Annotated in this window: 20 protein-coding genes; 6 read left to right on the top strand and 14 right to left on the bottom strand. The window is 38.9% G+C overall.

Annotated features, from left to right (window positions below; translation table 11 throughout):
* Positions 1–208 precede the first annotated feature (208 nt).
* The 3 genes from BBI00_RS14030 to BBI00_RS23370 all read left to right on the top strand — a co-directional run bounded on the left by BBI00_RS14030 (position 209) and on the right by BBI00_RS23370 (position 2,936).
* Positions 209–1,111, top strand: a complete 903-nt coding sequence (locus BBI00_RS14030; RefSeq protein ID WP_065399350.1) for a helix-turn-helix domain-containing protein — start codon at positions 209–211, stop codon at positions 1,109–1,111.
* A gap of 125 nt (positions 1,112–1,236) precedes the next feature.
* The gene (locus BBI00_RS14025) at positions 1,237–2,574 is read left to right on the top strand and encodes a carboxylesterase family protein (protein ID WP_065399349.1); all 1,338 of its coding nucleotides are present in this window, start codon (positions 1,237–1,239) and stop codon (positions 2,572–2,574) included.
* Positions 2,575–2,765: 191 nt separating this feature from the next.
* On the top strand, positions 2,766–2,936 hold the full coding sequence (locus BBI00_RS23370; protein ID WP_165602527.1) for a hypothetical protein: 171 nt from the start codon (positions 2,766–2,768) through the stop codon (positions 2,934–2,936).
* 91 nt (positions 2,937–3,027) lie between these two features.
* On the opposite strand, the gene BBI00_RS14020 is transcribed toward BBI00_RS23370, so the two are convergent.
* The 6 genes from BBI00_RS14020 to lpxK form a co-directional block, all read right to left on the bottom strand.
* Positions 3,028–4,500 (bottom strand): alpha-amylase, encoded by a 1,473-nt coding sequence (locus BBI00_RS14020; protein WP_065399348.1) that lies wholly within the window; start codon positions 4,498–4,500, stop codon positions 3,028–3,030.
* 44 nt (positions 4,501–4,544) lie between these two features.
* On the bottom strand, positions 4,545–5,642 hold the full coding sequence (gene dinB / locus BBI00_RS14015; protein ID WP_065399347.1) for a DNA polymerase IV: 1,098 nt from the start codon (positions 5,640–5,642) through the stop codon (positions 4,545–4,547).
* A 96-nt stretch (positions 5,643–5,738) separates the two neighbouring features.
* Complete coding sequence (locus BBI00_RS14010) at positions 5,739–6,194, bottom strand: GNAT family N-acetyltransferase (RefSeq protein ID WP_065399346.1); 456 nt, start codon at positions 6,192–6,194, stop codon at positions 5,739–5,741.
* Positions 6,195–6,292: 98 nt separating this feature from the next.
* On the bottom strand, positions 6,293–6,808 hold the full coding sequence (locus tag BBI00_RS14005) for a TlpA family protein disulfide reductase (RefSeq protein WP_065399345.1): 516 nt from the start codon (positions 6,806–6,808) through the stop codon (positions 6,293–6,295).
* Positions 6,809–7,083: 275 nt separating this feature from the next.
* Positions 7,084–7,899 (bottom strand): purine-nucleoside phosphorylase, encoded by an 816-nt coding sequence (locus BBI00_RS14000; protein WP_065399344.1) that lies wholly within the window; start codon positions 7,897–7,899, stop codon positions 7,084–7,086.
* Positions 7,883–8,908 (bottom strand): tetraacyldisaccharide 4'-kinase, encoded by a 1,026-nt coding sequence (lpxK, locus tag BBI00_RS13995; protein WP_065399343.1) that lies wholly within the window; start codon positions 8,906–8,908, stop codon positions 7,883–7,885. The genes BBI00_RS14000 and lpxK overlap by 17 nt, the downstream gene beginning before the upstream one ends.
* Before the next feature lie 109 nt (positions 8,909–9,017).
* On the opposite strand from lpxK, the gene truA reads away from it, so the two are divergent.
* Both truA and BBI00_RS13985 read left to right on the top strand, forming a co-directional pair.
* Entirely contained in the window at positions 9,018–9,749 is a 732-nt protein-coding gene (gene truA / locus BBI00_RS13990; protein ID WP_065399342.1) for a tRNA pseudouridine(38-40) synthase TruA, read from the top strand.
* Between the two features lie 442 nt (positions 9,750–10,191).
* A complete protein-coding gene (locus BBI00_RS13985; protein ID WP_065399341.1) occupies positions 10,192–11,949 on the top strand; it encodes an ABC transporter ATP-binding protein in 1,758 nt (585 codons plus the stop codon).
* Here the strand turns inward: BBI00_RS13985 and BBI00_RS13980 are convergent.
* The 6 genes from BBI00_RS13980 to BBI00_RS13955 form a co-directional block, all read right to left on the bottom strand.
* Positions 11,944–12,288, bottom strand: a complete 345-nt coding sequence (locus BBI00_RS13980) for an FEKKY domain-containing protein (RefSeq protein ID WP_065399340.1) — start codon at positions 12,286–12,288, stop codon at positions 11,944–11,946. The two genes, BBI00_RS13985 and BBI00_RS13980, sit on opposite strands and share 6 nt — an antisense overlap.
* A gap of 256 nt (positions 12,289–12,544) precedes the next feature.
* The gene (locus tag BBI00_RS13975; protein WP_065399339.1) at positions 12,545–13,162 is read right to left on the bottom strand and encodes a class I SAM-dependent methyltransferase; all 618 of its coding nucleotides are present in this window, start codon (positions 13,160–13,162) and stop codon (positions 12,545–12,547) included.
* Complete coding sequence (locus tag BBI00_RS13970) at positions 13,159–13,749, bottom strand: hypothetical protein (protein ID WP_065399338.1); 591 nt, start codon at positions 13,747–13,749, stop codon at positions 13,159–13,161. Before BBI00_RS13970 ends, BBI00_RS13975 begins: the two co-directional genes overlap by 4 nt.
* Entirely contained in the window at positions 13,739–14,209 is a 471-nt protein-coding gene (locus tag BBI00_RS13965) for an RNA polymerase sigma factor (protein WP_065399337.1), read from the bottom strand. The genes BBI00_RS13970 and BBI00_RS13965 overlap by 11 nt, the downstream gene beginning before the upstream one ends.
* Positions 14,209–15,060, bottom strand: coding sequence for an alpha/beta fold hydrolase (locus BBI00_RS13960; protein WP_065399749.1), 852 nt, complete (start codon positions 15,058–15,060; stop codon positions 14,209–14,211). The genes BBI00_RS13965 and BBI00_RS13960 overlap by 1 nt, the downstream gene beginning before the upstream one ends.
* 202 nt (positions 15,061–15,262) lie before the next feature.
* Positions 15,263–15,937 carry a DUF4919 domain-containing protein gene (locus tag BBI00_RS13955; protein ID WP_065399336.1) on the bottom strand — a complete coding sequence of 225 codons (675 nt, stop codon included), beginning with the start codon at positions 15,935–15,937 and terminating at the stop codon, positions 15,263–15,265.
* 216 nt (positions 15,938–16,153) lie between these two features.
* Here BBI00_RS13955 and BBI00_RS13950 point away from each other — a divergent pair, with 216 nt between their 5' ends.
* Positions 16,154–16,369, top strand: a complete 216-nt coding sequence (locus BBI00_RS13950) for a hypothetical protein (RefSeq protein WP_065399335.1) — start codon at positions 16,154–16,156, stop codon at positions 16,367–16,369.
* Positions 16,370–16,426: 57 nt separating this feature from the next.
* On the opposite strand, the gene BBI00_RS13945 is transcribed toward BBI00_RS13950, so the two are convergent.
* Complete coding sequence (locus BBI00_RS13945) at positions 16,427–17,719, bottom strand: MFS transporter (protein WP_065399334.1); 1,293 nt, start codon at positions 17,717–17,719, stop codon at positions 16,427–16,429.
* Between the two features lie 19 nt (positions 17,720–17,738).
* The gene (locus tag BBI00_RS13940; RefSeq protein WP_065399333.1) at positions 17,739–19,151 is read right to left on the bottom strand and encodes a hypothetical protein; all 1,413 of its coding nucleotides are present in this window, start codon (positions 19,149–19,151) and stop codon (positions 17,739–17,741) included.
* Positions 19,152–19,245: the final 94 nt, after the last annotated feature.

Genomic DNA, 19,245 nt, shown 5'->3' with positions numbered 1-19,245 from the left:
ATTCCACATCCGTTAAAGGTTCCATATTCTGAAAATCCCGGAAGAAGTTGTTTACCCTTTTAGAAAATGGTTTCCATAACGGTACAAAAGTCGAAACTTTCACGTAAACCAAACTTATACAGATTACCGAATTACCTACCAATTTTACAGACACCATTTCAGTTACAAATGAAATTGGTAATTTTGAATAGTAATAAAAATATACTTCATGGAAAATCAGGAGGTTGAAATCTATAATACGGTCTCGGAATACAATAAAATGGCGAATCATGAAACCCTGCATCCGCTGGTAAGTATTATTGATTTTTCCAAATCTGATCCTATTTGCCAGTATAAAAGAACATTTGGGTTTTATACCGTTTTTCTGAAAGATGTCATGTGTGGAGATATGCAATACGGGAAACACAGCTATGATTATCAGGAAGGAACTTTGGTTTTTATTGCTCCCGGGCAGATGTATGGAATTTACAATAAAGACAAGTACGTACAGCCTGCAGGATTTGCCCTGATTTTTCATCCGGATTTAATAAAAGGGACCAATCTGGCAAAGAATATGAAAGATTATTCATTCTTCTCTTATGATGTGCATGAAGCGCTCCATCTTTCCGAAAAAGAAAGAGAAGTGGTACTGGATTGTTTTAAAAATATTAAGCTGGAGCTGGAACAGGCTATTGATAAACACAGCAAATCTTTAATTGTAAATAATATCGAGCTTTTCCTGAATTACTGCATGCGTTTCTATGACCGTCAGTTTATTACAAGAGACCATATCAACCAGGGAGTCATCGGCAAGTTTGAAACCCTTGTAGATGATTATTTGAAATCTGAAAATCCTAAAAATATAGGCTTCCCGATGGTTAATTACTTTGCGGAAAAGCTGAACCTTTCTGCCAATTATTTCGGGGACCTGATCAAAAAGGAACTTGGAATTTCGCCACAGGAATTTATCCACAACAAACTTATTGATGTGGCCAAAGAGCAGATCCTGGACGAGAGAAAATCGATCAGTGAAATTTCTTATGATCTTGGGTTCAGATATCCCCAGCATTTCACAAGGCTATTCAAAACCAAAGTAGGAATTTCCCCAAGTGAATACAAATCCTTGAACTGAAGTAAAATTATCTTAATACCGGTAGTATCAATTTTACCCGTCAAATTCGTACTGAATTAATCCCATAAATTTTTTATTCTCAAAAAACCAAGCTACCTTTAAGTATAAAATATTTATAGTTTAGAATGAACGCATACCAGACAGGAACCCATATTTTTGAAACCCGTTTCGGAAGGATTATAGCCGTAAAAGAAGATGGAATCATCAAGGCGAAAAGCATTCGTTATGCCCATTCCCGAAGATTTCAGAGACCTGTACCTGCAGAACCTTCCGCTTCAGATATTATTTCTCCGGATAAAACCCCGGTTTGTCCGCAGGCATTAAGTCCGCTGGTGGAAAAAATGATCGGAGCTACTCCTGTGGAAAGCTTTGAAGCCGATGAATCTACCCAATATCTTTCCATTACCCGCCCTGAAAAGATTGTGGAACATGAAAAACTTCCTGTAGTTGTCTGGATTCATGGAGGTTCCCATGAGATTGGCTGCGGGGATATTTCCACTGCTGATCCTGCAGAGTGGGTGAAGGAACAGAACATTATTGTGGTTACGGTTTCCTATCGTCTGGGGCTTTTCGGATTTTTGGGAGGTGATGAAAAAAGACCTCCCAATCTTGGACTGTTTGATATGATCGAAGCCCTTCAATGGATCAACCGTTATATTGCCGGCTTTGGAGGTGATGAAAAAAACATTACACTTCTTGGCCAGTCTTCAGGTGGTGATGCGATTGCCCATCTGATGATTTCAGAAGGTACAGAAGGTTTGTTCCAGCGGGTAATCATTCAGAGTGCTCCTTTGGGATTACGGCATAAAAGACAGAAAATGTCAGCGGAATTTCTGAAAAAAACAGAATTTCTGAAAGATGAAACGGATGTTATAAAAATGATGGATGAATATGGTAAACTGACTCCATCTGTAATGAAATACGGACTGAAAGCAGCAATGCCTTTTGGAACACAATACGGATTTCCCCCTTTATGTACAGAAGAAGAATCAGCAGAAATGTGGAAAGCCAATGCAGGGAAATATGATGTGCTGATTGGTCTGAACAATGATGAAACGGCTTTTTACCTTAAAACTTCCGAAGCTTTGAACAAATACTTCGGAAAAGGGATTGGATTGAAGATCATGGATAAAACCGTTGAAAAAACTACGGCATTTATTTATGGTGATCCGGCAAAGAAATTTGCAGAAAATTATGCCAGCGGTGGCGGAAATGTGTATTTATTCAGGATTTATTCCAGATTAAAAGACAATCATATAGGTGCTCCTCACTGTATCGATCTTCCTTTGATCTTCGGTAATGAATCAGCCTGGAAGTCTTCAGAAATGCTGAAAGGCATTCCCTGGGACCGTATTCATGAAAATGGAAAAAAGCTGAGAGCGCTCTGGGCAGAGTTTGCCCGTACCGGAAAAATATCAGATTTATCTGAACGACCGGAAATCCTGGAACTTCAAAAGATTTAGATGTATTACTTCGTAATATAAACCACAAGTTTTTGAACACTGAAGTATTTTTAAATACTGGCTTTAAAATTCAAAGAATTTTTGACGGGATGGTTTTAAATAGACCTATCACTGCCGTTCATAGCACAATGTAAACAAAACCCCTCACAGCCCGTTATATTTGATTTTCAATCTTAAAAATATTAATCATCATGCAAACAAAAATCATTTTGAATACACGGAAGCTTGACCGTCAAAAACTCAGAAATTTAAAGGCAGGAGACATTATTCCTGCACATTGGGTATGCTGTACGCCTCTTGAAGACGGGCAATGCTGTGAATGGGCTAAAGACGCTTACAGCTGCCGGTATATTTATTGCTGAAACATGTCGTTATCATCCTGGTAAAGTATATTTTCAGACATACATGACCGGAAAAGGCTTTCTGATCATGTATGTTATTTTTAATCATTGTTTACTCAGGAATCCAGACACTCACATTTCCTGCAGGAACGGGAAAGTCTCCCCATCCGTTTTCGTCAATCGTTACCTTTTCCTTGAATCTTTTCAACAGGTCCTTACATTTTTTTCCGGCATAGCGTTTTCCCATTTCCATAGGTTTGTTGTAAGTATCTTTATTGCTGAGTACCACGGCACATCCTGTATGTTGATCATCCCCTTCACGCACCCATCCCAGGCAATTGGCATCTTCAAAATAATCCCGCTGCTCTCCATAGGCATGGTCTTTTCTGGCTTTAAGGAGTTCTTCAATACCGTCTGTTTTGGGCATAAAAATTTCCTGATCATGGCCGCTTCGGTCCTTATCCACATAATGGGCACCATAGAGGTCAGGATAAAAAACACATGGGTACCCGTCTTTTCTCAATAAAATCAAGGCATATGCAATAGGCTTAAACCATGATTCTACGGGTGCTTCAAGATCCTGTAAAGGCTGGGTGTCATGATTGGCAACCAAACTTACAGAATGCATAGGATCTGCCTGAGTAAGAGTTCCGTCAAAGATCTTACGCAGGTCATAAGAGGCTCCTTCCCTGGAAGCATTGTGAAAATTATTCTGAAGGGAGCTGTCAAAAAGACTCATGCAGCCTTCCGTCACTTCAATATATTTCTGAAGCAGGTGAAGATATCCCGGAGCCCAGTATTCCCCAACGGCAAAAATATTTTTCCCGGTATTGGAGCGGAGGAGGGTAAGCCATTCTTTATAAAAATCAAATGAAATATGCTTTAAGGCATCCAGCCTTACCCCATCGAAATCAGTCTGGTCAAAATACCATTTCGCCCATGTATTGAGCTCTTCCCTTACAAAAGGATTCCGGTGTTCAATGTCATTGTACATCAGATAATCGTAGTTCCCTTTTTCATCATGGATCATTTCTTCCCAGTCATCTCCATATTCAGATTGTATTTTATAAATATGGGATTCCATGCCTTCTGCATAGTCTACTCCACTGAAACAGGTGAAATTCCATTCAAAATCAGAATATTTTTTTCCTCTTCCGGGAAATGTGAATTTAGTATAAGATTCTATCTCAATCACATCGGAAATTACTTTTTCCCTGTTGTCTTCATCCACTTTTACAGCCTTGAATTTCTCCAGCTCATCACCACCGGCTTTATGCCCCAGTACAATATCTACAATGACGTCTATATTCTGTTTTTTTAATGCTTTGATGGCTTTCAGGTAATCATTTTTAGTGCCGTATTTCGTAGGGATCGTTCCTTTCTGATCAAATTCTCCCAGGTCGTAAAGATCGTATGCGTCATATCCGATGGAGTAGCCTCCGTTTGTTCCCTTGTAGGCCGGTGGAAGCCATGCAGAGGTAATTCCCAGTTTTGCTAAATATTTTGCCTGTTTTTCGGCTTCTTTCCATAATTTTCCTTCTCCTTCAGAATACCAGTGGAAAAACTGAATCATTGTTGGGTTCATAAATTTGCTGATTTGGTGGATACAAGTTAGCAAAAAAAAATAACCTACTGATTTTCGAATTCTTCAAACGGGATTTTTAGTTGAACTGAAATCTGCTTTTTTTCTTCAGTATTGAGATGGGAGAGAGACAGACCCAGCAAGCGTACTGCTTTATCATACGGGCGGAGCTCCCACAAATTTTTTCCGGTATTGAAATACTGTTCAGGTGATGTAAAATAATCATCCCGGGTGATGCTTCTGGTAAAAAGTGAAAAATCTTTATACTTTATTTTCAACGTTAAAGTTCTTCCCAGAATATTGTTTTTCTGCAGCCGTTGATGAAGTTCCTGGCTCAGGCTGTCCAGTTTTTCATTGATCTGCTGCTCATCGGAAAGATCTTCAAAAAAAGTTCTTTCCACCGCTACACTTTTCTGAATACGATGAGGTTTTACTTCTGAAGTATGAATGCCCCGCACCACATTGTAATAATGCTTCCCGGATTTTCCAAAAATTTTAATCAGCTCCTGCTCTGATCTTTTCTTTAAATCTTTTCCTTTATAAATTCCTAAACTAAACATTTTGTTAGCCGTAACCTTGCCAACGCCGTAAAATTTCTCAACGGGAAGTTCTTCCAGAAAGCCCTCCACTTTATCCGGGTGAATGGTTTTCTGACCATTGGGTTTATTGATATCAGAAGCCACTTTCGCCAGAAATTTATTCACTGAAATTCCTGCAGAAGCCGTAAGGCCGGTTTCTTCAAAAATCTTCTGACGGATTTCCCTTGCAATCTGATTGGCAGACTCTATTCCTTTTTTATTTTCGGTGACATCCAGGTAAGCTTCATCCAGAGATAAAGGTTCTACGAGATCAGTATATTCATAGAAAATCTCACGGATTTTTTTTGAAATTTCTTTATATCTGGGAAAACGGGGGGGAACAAATATAAGATGAGGACACTTTTCTTTGGCTGTTTTACTGGGCATTGCAGAGCGCACTCCGTATTTTCTTGCTTCATAGCTGGCCGCGGCCACCACACCCCGGTGCTGGCCACCTACTGCAATAGCTTTGCCTTTGAGCGTAGGATTATCATGCTGCTCCACAGAGGCATAGAATGCATCCATATCTACATGTATAATTTTACGAAGCGGCAAAGAGAAATCCATATGACAAAGATATGGATTCCTTTATTGATGGTAAATGATTTTAAAGAGGGAAGCTATGACCTGAAAATTGATTCTCATCTTCGCTCCTCCATCTTTTTACGGTTTCAGTCTCATCGTAAGAAGATGCGGTTCAAATCCTGCTTTTTCATAAGCTTTTACAGCAGATTCATTTTCAGCATAGACATCAAGCCTTATCTCTGAGATATCTCTGGATTTTGCCCAGCTGATCAGTTCGTCGGTAATCACTTTGTTGATCCCTTTTCCTCTGTATTCAGGCTTTACATACATAAAGCCCAGATAAGCATATTTCTCAAACTTGTAATAATATTTTTCCGCTTTTTTGATCAGTGCATATCCCGATCCTATGATTTCGTTATTCTCCTCGGCAATAATGAGGGTTGCATCCGGAGACTGTATAAAATGGTTCAGATCATAATAATGAATTTCCCCGTCAATAAGGGTAACATTGAATGGCCTTTCTGCCGTAACAATTCCCTGTTCAAATTCTAAAAGTGTCTGTAAATCCTCTGTTGTGGCTTCTCTTGTGGTCATGGTGTCTGGTGAATAAATAAGCACTTAAGTTTTAACGGAATGTCTTATTGTTCAGGACAGGTCTTAAAACTTAAGTGCTGATATGTGGTGATAAAAAATTATTTTAAAAGGCTGTCAATCGTTTGCTGAATTTCAGGGTCTTCCGGAGATATTGCATAATATTTGGCAATAGAGGATTTCTGATCTATGACCATATACCGTGGAATCCAGTTCAGGTCTACATAATTGTTGAAGTCATTTTTCCAGCCTGAAGCAAACCAGTAATTATCTTTGTCCTTCATATTGAATCTTACAAGGCTTTTATCAAAACCTTCTTTTGATCTTTCCAGTGAAAGGAAGACAAAGTCTACATTAGGGTTATTTTTTTCCAGTTGCTCAGCTTTTGGAAGTGCCTGAAGGCAATCTCTGCACCATCCGGCCCAGAAATCAATCACTAATACTTTTCCTTTATGCTGGTCAAGAATCTGCTGGATTGTGATGCTTTTTCCGTCTTCATCTTCAAGTTTCTGCTGTAAGGCTTCTTTGGAGAAACCCTTTTTCAGAACGGTAGGGGTTTTCTGGGCATAGCTGGCTCCAAAAATTCCTATCATAAAAATTAATAACAACTTTTTCATTTCTTACAATTTCATTTACACAAAACTAAGCAATGCACGGCAATCTTCTCTTTATTTTTGATGAATTGGGAAAAATTTATATTATTGAGAAATTCTATGGATGTTGTATTCAGGAAAAAGATTCTAAAAACAAAAAAAAAATTATCTCCCGCAGATTGTGCAGATAACGCAGATGTTTATGAATAATGCTATGACCGCTAATGCTCAATTTTTTTGTGAGCATAAGCTTATGCATTCTTAAATGTTTTAAAATTTCTTTTGAGAATGAAAGGGTACTATTGATAATTTTTAATCAGTCCTTTGACCACAGTAATCACATTGGGCATAGCTTTGTTGGCTGCATTCAGAACTTCCTCATGAGAAACGGCAAATGCAATATCAGGTCCGCCAAGATCTGTAATCACAGACATGCAGAATACATCCATTCCCATATGTCTGGCGACAATCACTTCAGGAACGGTGCTCATACCTACCATGTCACCACCGATGGCTTTTATCATACCATATTCAGCCGGGGTTTCAAAAGTGGGACCCTGAAGGGCTACATAAACACCCTGGTGAATTTTTACTGTATTTTCAGCAGCAGCCTGTTCAGCTACAGCGATCATTTTTTTATTGTAAGGCTCACTCATATCCACAAAACGTGGTCCGAGTTCATCAATATTCCTGCCACGAAGTGGATGCTCAGGCATCATGTTGATATGATCTTTTACTATCACAATATCAGCAACGCTGTAATCTGGATTTACCCCGCCACAGGCATTGGATAGAATAAGATTTTTAATGCCCAGTAAATGAAAAACTCTTACAGGGAAAGTTACGGTTTCCATAGAATGGCCTTCATAGTAATGGAAGCGGCCGCTCATCATCAGTACTTTTTTACCTTCCAGCATTCCGTAAATGAGTTTTCCGGTATGCCCTGCAACCGTAGTCTGAGGAAAGTTAGGAATATCTTTGTATTCTAAAACATGGATCTGATCTACTTCATTCTGCAGCTTTCCAAGCCCGGATCCTAAAACAACAGCAAAATCAGGAGTCTCCTGAATAATATTTTTGATAAAATCAGCTGTCTCTTTAATTTTTTCTAACATAATCTAAGATGATTTGATTGAATTCTTCCTTCTTATCAATAAGGACATTGATAGGCCAGTAGTAAACAATTTCTCTAAGATAGTCAAAAGTTTTCAGACGAACGTAATCTTTCTCTGTGGTTAATATCAGTTTATATTCTCCTAATTTTTTGTATTCCGCAAGGATTTTTTTAATATCATCATCGGTGAAATTATGATGGTCCCTGAATTTTAAATGCTTGACTCTTTTCGAGAATTTTGCCAGATGTTCCAGAAGCGGTTTAGGATTGGCAATTCCCGTGATGAGTAAAATATCATAATAATTCAGGTTGTTATCCGGAAGCATTTTATCTTTTCCGTACACATTTTCATCATAGCCGATGGATGAGAAGAATACTTTTTGGGTATGAGAAGGCCTGATCCTTGAAATATAGTATCTTTTCGTTTCCTCAGTCAGTTCATCAGGGCATTTGCTCACCATAATGATGTCTGCTCTTTTGTAGCCGGATCTCGATTCTCTGAGGTCTCCGGCAGGAAGAAGATAGTCTTTGAAAAACGGATCGTTGAAGTCGGTCATCAGAATATTGAATCCTGCCTTGATGGCTCTGTGCTGCATGGCGTCATCCAACACCAGTACTCCAAGATCCATATCTTCGATCACTTTTTTGGCACCGGGCACACGTTCTTCTGAAACGGCAATCACAAAACGGTTTTTGAAACGTTCAAAAAGCTGCATCGCTTCGTCGCCCACCATTTTGTAATTGCTTTCATAATTGGTGACTTCATAGCCTTTAGTGAGTCTTCCGTAGCCTCTTGAAAGCACTCCGGTTCTGTAATGTTTGGATAAAAACTGGGCAAGATACATCACCATCGGTGATTTTCCGCTTCCACCCACAGAAAGATTACCGACATTGATTATCGGGGTCTTGAATTTTGTCGACTTAAAAATTCCCAGATCATACATTGTGTTCCGGATACCCGTTACCAAATGATAACCGAGGGAAAAAGGATAAAGGTACCATCTTTTCATACGATTGCAAAAATAGGAATTTTCATAAGCATTTGGTGTAATATTCTCAAAGACTTTTCAACAAATATTTCGTTAAATTAAAGTATTTTTGTGGAGTTATTACAATACATTGAGATACTTTATTGAATTTTCTTACAACGGAAAGAATTATTTCGGCTACCAGATACAGCCGGATGCTATTTCTGTACAGGAAGAACTGGAAAAAGCCCTTTCCACCATTTTAAGAGAAGAGATTAAAACAACCGGTGCCGGAAGAACGGATACCGGAGTACATGCCAAAAAAATATTTGCCCATTTTGATACGGAACAGAAGTTGAGTGATGAGCTTCCCCGAAGATTGAACAGCTTTCTTCCGCCGGATATTTCTATCAAAAGAATATTTCCGGTAAAGGATGACTTTCATGCCCGGTTTGATGCAACTTACAGGATGTACGAATATTATATTTCGCTGGAAAAAAATCCTTTCACCCAGGAATCGGCATGGCAGCATTGGAAGAGACCTCTGGATATCGACAAAATGAATGAGGCCTGTAAGATATTGTTTGAATATGAAGATTTTACAAGCTTTGCGAAATTAAAGACCGACAACAAGACCAATATCTGCAAAATATATAAAGCGGAATGGGAACAGAACGGATCTGAACTGAAGTTTACCGTTTCAGCCAACCGTTTCCTCAGGAATATGGTGAGGGCTATCGTCGGAACAATGGTAGAGATCGGTACAGGAAAACTGAAACCTGAAGATCTCCGTAAAGTCATTGAAGATAAAAACCGTAACGCTGCCGGAACTTCAGCACCAGCCCACGGATTATACCTTGTAGATGTAGGCTACGAATTTTAAGGCTAAAATATACTCTTGTCAATTCATTTCGGAAACCCGTTGGGTTACAAACGGCATTAAAATAACCCTTCCGGGCCCTCGGGAAGATTACTGCAATCTGCAGGAGACTTTCCGGGATGCCAGGACGTTCCAAACAACTCTCTTTTAAACAGCCGGAGTCCTCGGGAATTGTGTTTCACTATTGTTTTAAACCTTCGGAGATGTCGGGAGATTTAAAACAAGGCTGTTTTACTGGTTACAGATTTACTTTCATCTTTAACAGGAATAGAATAGGTTTTAACCACCAAGAAAACAGCATATCACCAGATTGAGGCTATTCATTCTGTAAATAACAGCGATCTGAAATTTTCTATGAGGATTTGCAAAAGTTGTAAAGGCTGGCAATTTATAAAGTCTTATTTTTGCATAGAATTTTATTTTAATTCTTTCTTCGATTCGTACAATGAAAAAACAAGATACCTGGGGGATTGTAAAGAGGCTGTTCTTTATCGGAATGAAATTCCGGTCATGGTTCATCCTTACCCTGATCATTTCCGTCATCCTTTCAATTGTTTCTACTTACAGGCCGTATCTTACTATGGAAGTAGTGGACAACGATATTACAAAGCTGCACGATAAAGCTTTGATGATGAAGCATATCTATATCCTTGTTGGATTGGTATTTGCGGAAACGGTTTTAAATTTTTTTCTGGTCTATTTTTCAAATTTCATTTCACAGAACGTTATCCGGGATATCCGGGAAAGGCTGTATGCGAAGTTGATTTATTTTAAAACATCATTCTTTGATAAAACCCCGATCGGGCAGCTGGTTACCCGTGCCGTAGGAGATGTTGAAACCATTGCAACGGTTTATACAGACGGATTCCTGATGGTGTTCGGAGATATTCTGAGAATTGTATTTGTATTGATCATGATGTTCAGTACCAATGTGCATCTGAGTTATATTACATTGGCAATTCTTCCTTTAATGGTTGTCATTACGAGATTTTTCCAGAAAAGACTTAAAAAAGCCTTTGGGGATGAAAGAAACTGGACTGCCACCCAAAACTCTTTTGTACAGGAAAGATTGGCGGGAATGCCTATTATCCAGGTATTCAACAGACAGGAATCTGAATTTAAAAAATTTGATGATATTAATATTACCCTGAAAGGAGCTTTATTGAGAACTGTATTTATATTCTCATTATTCTTTCCGGTAGTAGAACTTATCTCTTCATTGTTTATAGGGTTTATCCTGTTTTATGGCGGATATATTACGATCAGTGCCGGTGTGGTAATCGCTTTCATCCAGTATATTTCAATGCTGATCCGTCCGCTGAGACAGATTGCTGACCGTTTCAATAATATTCAGAGAGGTATTGTAGGAGCAGAAAGGGTATTGGGATTAATGGATGAAGACAATTCAATGCCGAATACCGGAACAGTGAAGAAAGATCATTTTGCCGGAAAAATTGAATTCCAGAAAGTACATTTTGCCTATGACGAAAAGCAGGAAGTACTGAAAGGAATTGATTTTAAAGTAAATCCGGGAGAAACCGTAGCAATTGTAGGGGCTACAGGTGCAGGGAAATCTACCATTATCAGCCTTATTACCAGACTTTATGATATCAATTCCGGAAATATACTGATTGATGATGTGAATCTGAAGGATTACGAACTTTATAATCTGAGAAGCCATATCGGAGTTGTGCTGCAGGATGTTTTCCTGTTCCACGGAAGTATTTTTGAAAACCTGGCTTTTGGAGATGACAGTATCACGCTGGATAAGATAAAAGCAGGAGCCAGAGAAATTGAAGTGGACCAGTTTATTGAACAGCTTCCGGGAGGTTATGATTATGTGGTGAGTGAAAGAGGTTCTTCAATCTCTTTAGGACAGAGACAGCTGTTATCTTTTTTAAGAGCATATTTATCCGACCCTAAAATCCTGATCCTGGATGAGGCAACATCTTCCATCGACCATGAAAGTGAAAAACTGATCCAGAGAGCTACAGAAAAAATCACCAGAAACAGAACGTCCATTATTATTGCTCACCGGCTTTCCACAATCGAAAAAGCGGATAAGATCATTGTGATGGAGCATGGGAAAATTGTTGAAGAAGGGAAGCATCTGGAGCTTTTAGATAAGAACGGGTATTATGCTACTCTGTACAAAGCCCAGCTGCGTCACGAAGTGGAAATGGAAGAAGAGAAAAAATCATAATCCGTAAGGAATCATTCCCAGATCCTTTTTCCAGGCGTCACCATATTTTTCAGTTAAAATTCTGGCAATGGCAAGATTATTTTCCTTAGCCTGTTTTGATATTTCCGGACCGATCACACAGTTTTGATAAAAAACGCCTGTGTGGTATTTTTTCTTGAAATCATCGTGGTTTTTTGACATGATTCCGAACTGAATGAAATAAGGGATATTTTCTTTTTCCTGTTCAGATTTACTATGTTTTTGTACGGTGAGTACTGTAATTTCGCCCGATTTTTGGGCAAAGGCTAATCCCGGGAATGAGAGAGCGGATGTTAAAAGAAATAATTTGAAGTTTTTCATAGGGTATGAGTTTGCCGGTATAGATGAAAATACTCCACTGAAGTTAAATTGATCCGAAATCTTTGTTGGAAAACGCAAAAACAATCATGATCAGTTTACTTTTAAATATATAAAAGCAAGAATCTTCATAATTTTTACTGTAATATTCTATGTCTCTATGGTGTTGAAAATAGAACCACATAGAGACATAGATTAAATAGCTTTTATTCGTGAATCGTAGTCAGCCTGATCTTTTGTGACTTTGCGAATTCCTCTTTTAGAGTTTTTTAAAGCTGCAGAAAACAAAATTCTGAACAGTTCCGAAAGGCGTGGTATGATCTTCAGTCAGGCATTGTATCTTTTCAAAGCCGGATTCAAATTCTGAAGATAACGATTCCTCATCATATTGCTGAATATCCAGTCCGCTGCATTTTGTGGGCCCGTTTTTAGAAAAAGTTCCAAGGACCATAAAGCCGGTTATGCTTTTTTCTGCAATACCAATATATTTTGAAACCTGTTCCTGGTTAGTCAGAAAATGAAAGGCAGCCCTGTCGTGCCAGATGTCATAGGTTTCTGCAGGTTCAAATGCGGTGATATCTGTGGCAATCCATTTTACTTTAGCCGCAGCATCTCCCAGTCGTTCTTTTGCTTTTTCCAGTGCTTTGGAAGAGATATCGAGTACGGTGATATTTTCGTAGCCTTCCTGAAGGAGAAAATCAACGAGATTGCTGTCTCCACCACCAATGTCAATGATTCTTGCCTCTTTGCCCAAACCAAAAGAACTGATAAAATCAAGTGAGGTCTGAGGTTTTGCTTGTGTCCAGCTTACCTGGTCGGGATTTTTGGTTTCATATACGTTTTCCCAGTGGTTTTTATGTTCTGAAGAATTGTTCATTCCTTTAATTGATTGTTGATTTCTTCAAATTTAGCGATTAATCCGTCAAGTTTAGCCTGTTGTTTTTTTATTGTTCTGGGTCTCAGATAAAACCAGTTGAAGCCTATCCATGCCACAATCGCAATATAGGCAATAGCTGAAGAACTGAAGGACATTTTTGAAGTATACTCATACATATAGAGAATCAGACCGGTAAACAACATGATAAAGTAAATATTAAGCATTGTTGTCTGCATAAACTTCTGTTTATTTTTTACCACATATAAACTCTGAAGGTATTCACTGTTGGACTGGGTATTATCGATCTTGTAGAAAACCATGAAAAGCTTATTGTACGCCAGTAAAAAGATAACCATTGCTGCAATAACCAATACGATCCCGATTTTTGTAGTGACCAGCTCAGGCTGATAGCGGTACCAGACAAAAGCAATTCCTGTACAGGTGGCAATCAGTAAGAGATTGGTAACAACAAGCCTGCGCAGGTTTTCATTTTTAAATTTTTTCAGCCTGCCCAGAAGTTCTTCCATATCGGGTTTGTTGGAAGTCTGCTGCTTCCATATATTCTTGAAATCTATATTAGTATCCATTTTCTTTAAACTTTTGCGTTAATTTTTCTTTTATCCTGTGAATTTTGACCCTTACATTGGATTCCGAAAGTCCTGTGATGTGGGCTATTTCTGCCTGTTTTACCTCTTCCAGTTCCAGCGAAATAATAATTCTGTCTGTTTCCGGCAGCTCAGAAATCAATTGATAGAGCAGCTGGATCTGAGGTTCCAGAGATTCCTGTTTCTTTTCTTCCAGGTTAACCGGAAGATCGGCTTTAGTGAATTTTTTTTCCTTTTCGATTTGACGCAGGCAGTTGTTGGAAGCAATTCTGAAGATCCATGTCCCGACACTGGATTCATTCCGGAATTTCGGTAGCTGCTGCCAGACAATGATAAAGGTTTCCTGAGCCAGATCCTGAGCCAGTTCAGGATCATTCACATATCCCATGCACAAACGGAATATTTTCTGCCAGTAGAGCTCGTAGATCTCTTCAAATACCATTATTTCGCAGATAAAAAGTTATTAAGCTGGTTAAGATACCATTCTTTGTCATCATACATGATGAAGTGTAAGCCTTTGGAAGCATATTGCATATTGGCATTTTTTAGATTTTTGTATTGTCCTTCAATGGTAGGTTTCAGGTTGATAAAGAAAGATTCCAGCAGAATAAGGGAAGGACACTGTATATTTTTTATTTTCTCTCTGAGATCGGTATTAGAAAAGTCGCAGTACATCTTAGCGAATATTTTTCGGTCGGATTTCATACTCCAGCCAACTACGGTTTCCTGCATGGAAGTATCTGCAAGAAGTTGTGGAATAGCCTGTGCCTGCATCTTGCGGAACTGCTCATCCGTCATTGTGGTCAATGTATTGACGGTTGCGGAACAGTCGTTGTTTTCTTTAGATTTAAAATCAGGGTTGGAAATCGCAGCCAGGCAGGGAAGTGTATCTACAATAACGATTTTATCAACAAGTTCCGGGTAATCTGCTGCAATGGCCAGGGCAAGACCGCCGCCCATACTGTGCCCGATGATGATGGGCTTGTCAATTTTGTTATCCTTGATGTAGCCAGCAATTCCTTTTTCCCAGTCTGCAAAGTTGGCATCCGCCTGCGGTTTTACTCCTGCAAACCCTGCCATTGTTAGAGTATAACAGGTGAAGTTCTTCTCAAATTTGGCGGTCGTTTCGTTCCACACTTCTCCGGAAGACGCAAACCCGGGAATGAAAATTAAAGACCGGTTTCCTTTTCCGGTTTTCTTTACCTCGAAAGGATATGATGTTGTCTGGCCAAATATATTGCATGCTGCTGCTAAAAATAATAGGATGATAAGAAGGAATGTTAATTTTTTCATGATTTCTAAAGTTTTAAGGTTTATTTGTCTTTTAGAGACGAACCTTGAAAAAATGTTACACTGAATTTTATTTTTTCTGAAAAAAAATATTTTTCCTTCTCTAAAATCCCTGTTATAATGGGAAATGATCAGCAAATAATTTTTTAAAATAAACTTGAAATGCTGAGCAAAACTTACAGTTTCCTTCCCCGGCCACTCCGTATCAATCTAGTATCTTTCCGTAGAATCTGCTGATATCAAAATAAAGTCCCGGGACTTTGTACTGATCTTTTTCAAAAACGATGTAATCACATTTTCCGGTAAGGCTTTGGGATTTCATTGCCATTTGAAACGTATTCAAAAGTACATATTCATCGGTAACGGAAATAACATGGAATGCCGTTTCACATTTCATACCGTCGCCGGAAGCCAGAATGGCACCTAATAATCCATGAAAATTACTTGCTGTTTTTTGGGCCATATTCTCATCTTTCACCAAACGGTACATATAAACGAGATAGTTCATGGCACGAAGATCGAACGGATTTTCCTCCAGAGCTTCCCGGAAAAGCTTGATTCCTGCCGGCACATCTTTTTCAGTAATACCTTCGCCGCGATAGTATTTAGTCATTTCTTCCGCCTTGTTACTGGTTTTGTACGGCTTATATTCTTTTTGAAATGTATAGCCGAAATAAAGGTGACGATACTGATTACCCGTAAGGAGGGTATCACTCCGCTGTAGTCTTTTTAAAAGCTCAGGATAATAAAATTCTGATTTTTTATCCTCAATATTTTTTTTAATTAAAGAATAATCAGGAGCTCTGAATTCCTGCTTCTGAGCAGGTACAGCCATTATAATAAGAAAGGAAAATAATGAGAATAATGCTTTAATATTCATGTTTCTGATAGTTTTTACCGGGTGTAAAAATACGGAATCTCTATAGAGTTTTTGAAATTATACAGTTATTTGTAAAAAAAACAATAAAACATTGATGAAGTGTTATGTATATATGAATAATTTTACTAACTTTAATCAGAATTTGAGACTTACCCCTAACGTCAGGAGGGTATTGGATCATAAAAGTAGTTTTTTAATTAAATCCAAAAAATATTAATGAGCAGTAGTATCCAAGATGAATTTAAAGTCTTTAAAGACGAGCTAAGAAAGTTGAATATCGAAGTACAGAAAGTGGTAAAAGTAGGGAACGGCAGTATGGATTTCCACGAAGTTTTCTACAAATCACCGAGGTATGATGAGGTAAAAAGTGTATATGTTCAGCGTCATAACCTGGACAGTATCATAGAAAAGTTTAAACAGGCCTATCATTAAAATACATCCGGCGCTGCAGAGAATCTGCAGCGCCGGACTTTTTATACAGATTAGAATTTAATCTTGATCTAAGGCTGAGGTCTTTTTGGTGTCTTTCATTTTTGCATAAACAAGTAAGGAAAAGAAGATACATCCCGTAATATACCAGTAAAAATAGTTTTCTACACCCATTTTCTTAAACCAAAGGGCAATATATTCTGCGGTACCACCGAAAATAGCCACTGTAAGTGCATAGGGAAGCCCTACACCCAGAGCCCTGATCTCTGAAGGGAAGAGTTCTGCCTTTACAACAGCATTGATGGAAGTATATCCGCTTACAATAATTAAAGCAGCCATGATCAGTAAAAATGCAGTCCACATGGATGTCGTGTTGCTGAGTGCCGTGAGAAGCGGAACAGTACATATTGTTCCCAGGATTCCGAAGCCAAGAAGAAGTGGCCGCCTTCCTATTTTATCAGACAATCCTCCGAAGACGGGTTGCAAACAGGCAAATATAAATAAAGAAATAAAGGAGATCAGGGTAGACTGTTCTTTGGTAAGATGAACGGTATTGACCAGGAATTTCTGCATATAAGTCGTATAGGTATAAAAAGCTAACGTTCCGCCTAAAGTAAGACCAATGACTGTGAGTAAAGCTTTTGGATGCTTAAGCAGCTCTTTGACAGTTCCTTTTTTCTTTTCACTGACCTCTTTTTTATTTTCAAAAGCTTCTGTTTCGTGAAGGTTGGCCCGTAAATACAGCGCAATGACAGAGAGCAGGGCTCCAATGACAAAAGGGATCCTCCAGCCCCAATTCTCCAACTGGGTTTCCGTTAGTAACAGCTTTTGTAAAATAAGCTGGATTCCCAGGGCGATCAGCTGGCCGCCAATCAGCGTTACATACTGAAAACTGGAATAAAATCCTCTTCTGTCCTGGGTGGCCATTTCACTGAGATAGGTTGCGGAAACTCCATATTCTCCACCTACACTTAATCCCTGAAGCAATCTCGCAATTAAAAGTAAAATGGGAGCCAGTATCCCTATCGTTTCATACGTAGGAGTTAAAGCGATAAGCAGTGATCCGAATGACATCAACAGCACGGAAAGTGTCATTGCTTTCTTTCTTCCGATTTTGTCGGCTATACTTCCAAACATCCAGCCTCCGATAGGCCTCATCAGAAATCCTACGGCGAATATTCCGGCGGTATTCATCAGCTGGGCATTGAGATCGGAGTCCGGAAAAAAAGAGTTTGAAAAATAAATGGCAAAGGCAGCATAGGCATACCAGTCGTACCATTCAACAAGGTTTCCAACAGATCCGCCTACAATGGCTTTGATTCTTTGGGCAGTAGTAATTGGGGCAGTATTCATATAAGTAAGATATTAAATTTTAAAGTACGATTTGTAAAGACAACAGAAATTCACCTTTTCTGTCAAAAACAGTTTTGTCAGCAATATCATATAGCGGCCTGCTGCTGTACTGAACAACAATTCTTGCATTCTGGCCATATAAATAAAAGTTGGTGCCTATGTCATAATAGCTTCCGCTTTGGTTGAGGGCTTTCATATTTTTAAGCGCATAGTTGAAAAAAGGCTGGATTTTTAAAATAGTGCTGAATTTAGGAATAACGAAACCCACCTGAGAGAACCAGATGTTTCCTGTTCCCATCAAAACCCTGTTATTTCCGGCTCCTTCCAGCGCTCTTTGGCCTGTAAATGAAGGATCGGGAGCTCCGGGATTGAGCAGCCCGCTCATTCTAAGGTAATTGGGACCGTAATTGTAATTGTAATATACCGAATACAATGTGAGCCCCATTTCTTTATTTTTATTTCCCAAAGGAATTTCTGAATATACATCGGCGCCAAAAATATTGGCAGGGTGGGATTCAAAAACATTTTCCGAAGGCTGGGTTTGCGTAGCATCTTTACTGGTATAGAATCCCGTTCCTATGTTCAGCACTTTTCTGGCTGCAAGGATATTGCCGGGTAAAAAAGATGTAACGGTAGTTTCTTTGCCGAAGAACTGATAAAATGCATATCCTGAATAAGATAATTTTCCGCTTTGATTATTATCTACTGCAGGTCCCCCGACTACAGGCTTTAAATTGGTCGCAAAAGGCTTGTTGACACTGAAACGATAGTTAAGCCTGTCAAATTCTCCATGAACAAATACCCCCAGCTGTCTTGAAAACTGATCAGCGATTTCAATAGAAGGAAAGTTGAAAATAGGAATATCTCCTGCAAGCATTTTTGTGGTACTGGCATTGGTAAGGCGGCTTACTCCATTCCAGGAATGTAGCCCGGCCCCCAGATAAAGGTTATTCTTATTGGGTTTTCCCGTCTGAAAATTGTTTCTCGGGATAATGGCCAGCTCGTTATAGGCATCATGGAAAAAGAACGGGGCTTTCTTACCGGCTCCATTATTACCTGTTCCGGATCCGCCACCCGAAATAAAATTCTGATTATTGATCCCCATCTGTAAGAACACAGAATAAAAAGGAGTTACCTGGCTTTGAATAATGAGCCTCATCCTCCTGATCCCGGCATCATAGGTTTGTTCCTGAGGAACCCCATTGACGCTGGTCCCCGGATTGTTTTCGATACTTCGAAGCCAGATCTGGCTGGAAATACCCAATTTAATCCACTGATCACCTTTGGAGTTGAGCTTTATTTTGAGCTCTCCGATATCCAGCGGATTTTTCTCTGAAACATTTTCTTCAGGAATTTTTTTGATACCGGTGGAATCCTGACTATAGATGTTTTGTACAAGCATTACACTGATAATAATGAGTAGTTTTTTCATGAGTGCTTTTGTTTGCACCTAAACAAGATATAAATTCTGAAGAAATTCTGAAGTTTTTACAGAATTTGAATTTTTGTTATTATGTTTTTGTAAA

Source organism: Chryseobacterium arthrosphaerae, assembly GCF_001684965.1.
In the GTDB taxonomy this organism is placed as follows: domain Bacteria; phylum Bacteroidota; class Bacteroidia; order Flavobacteriales; family Weeksellaceae; genus Chryseobacterium; species Chryseobacterium arthrosphaerae.
The sequence above is the reverse complement of the archived record's forward strand: the minus strand, read 5'-3'. Positions and strand labels throughout refer to the sequence as shown.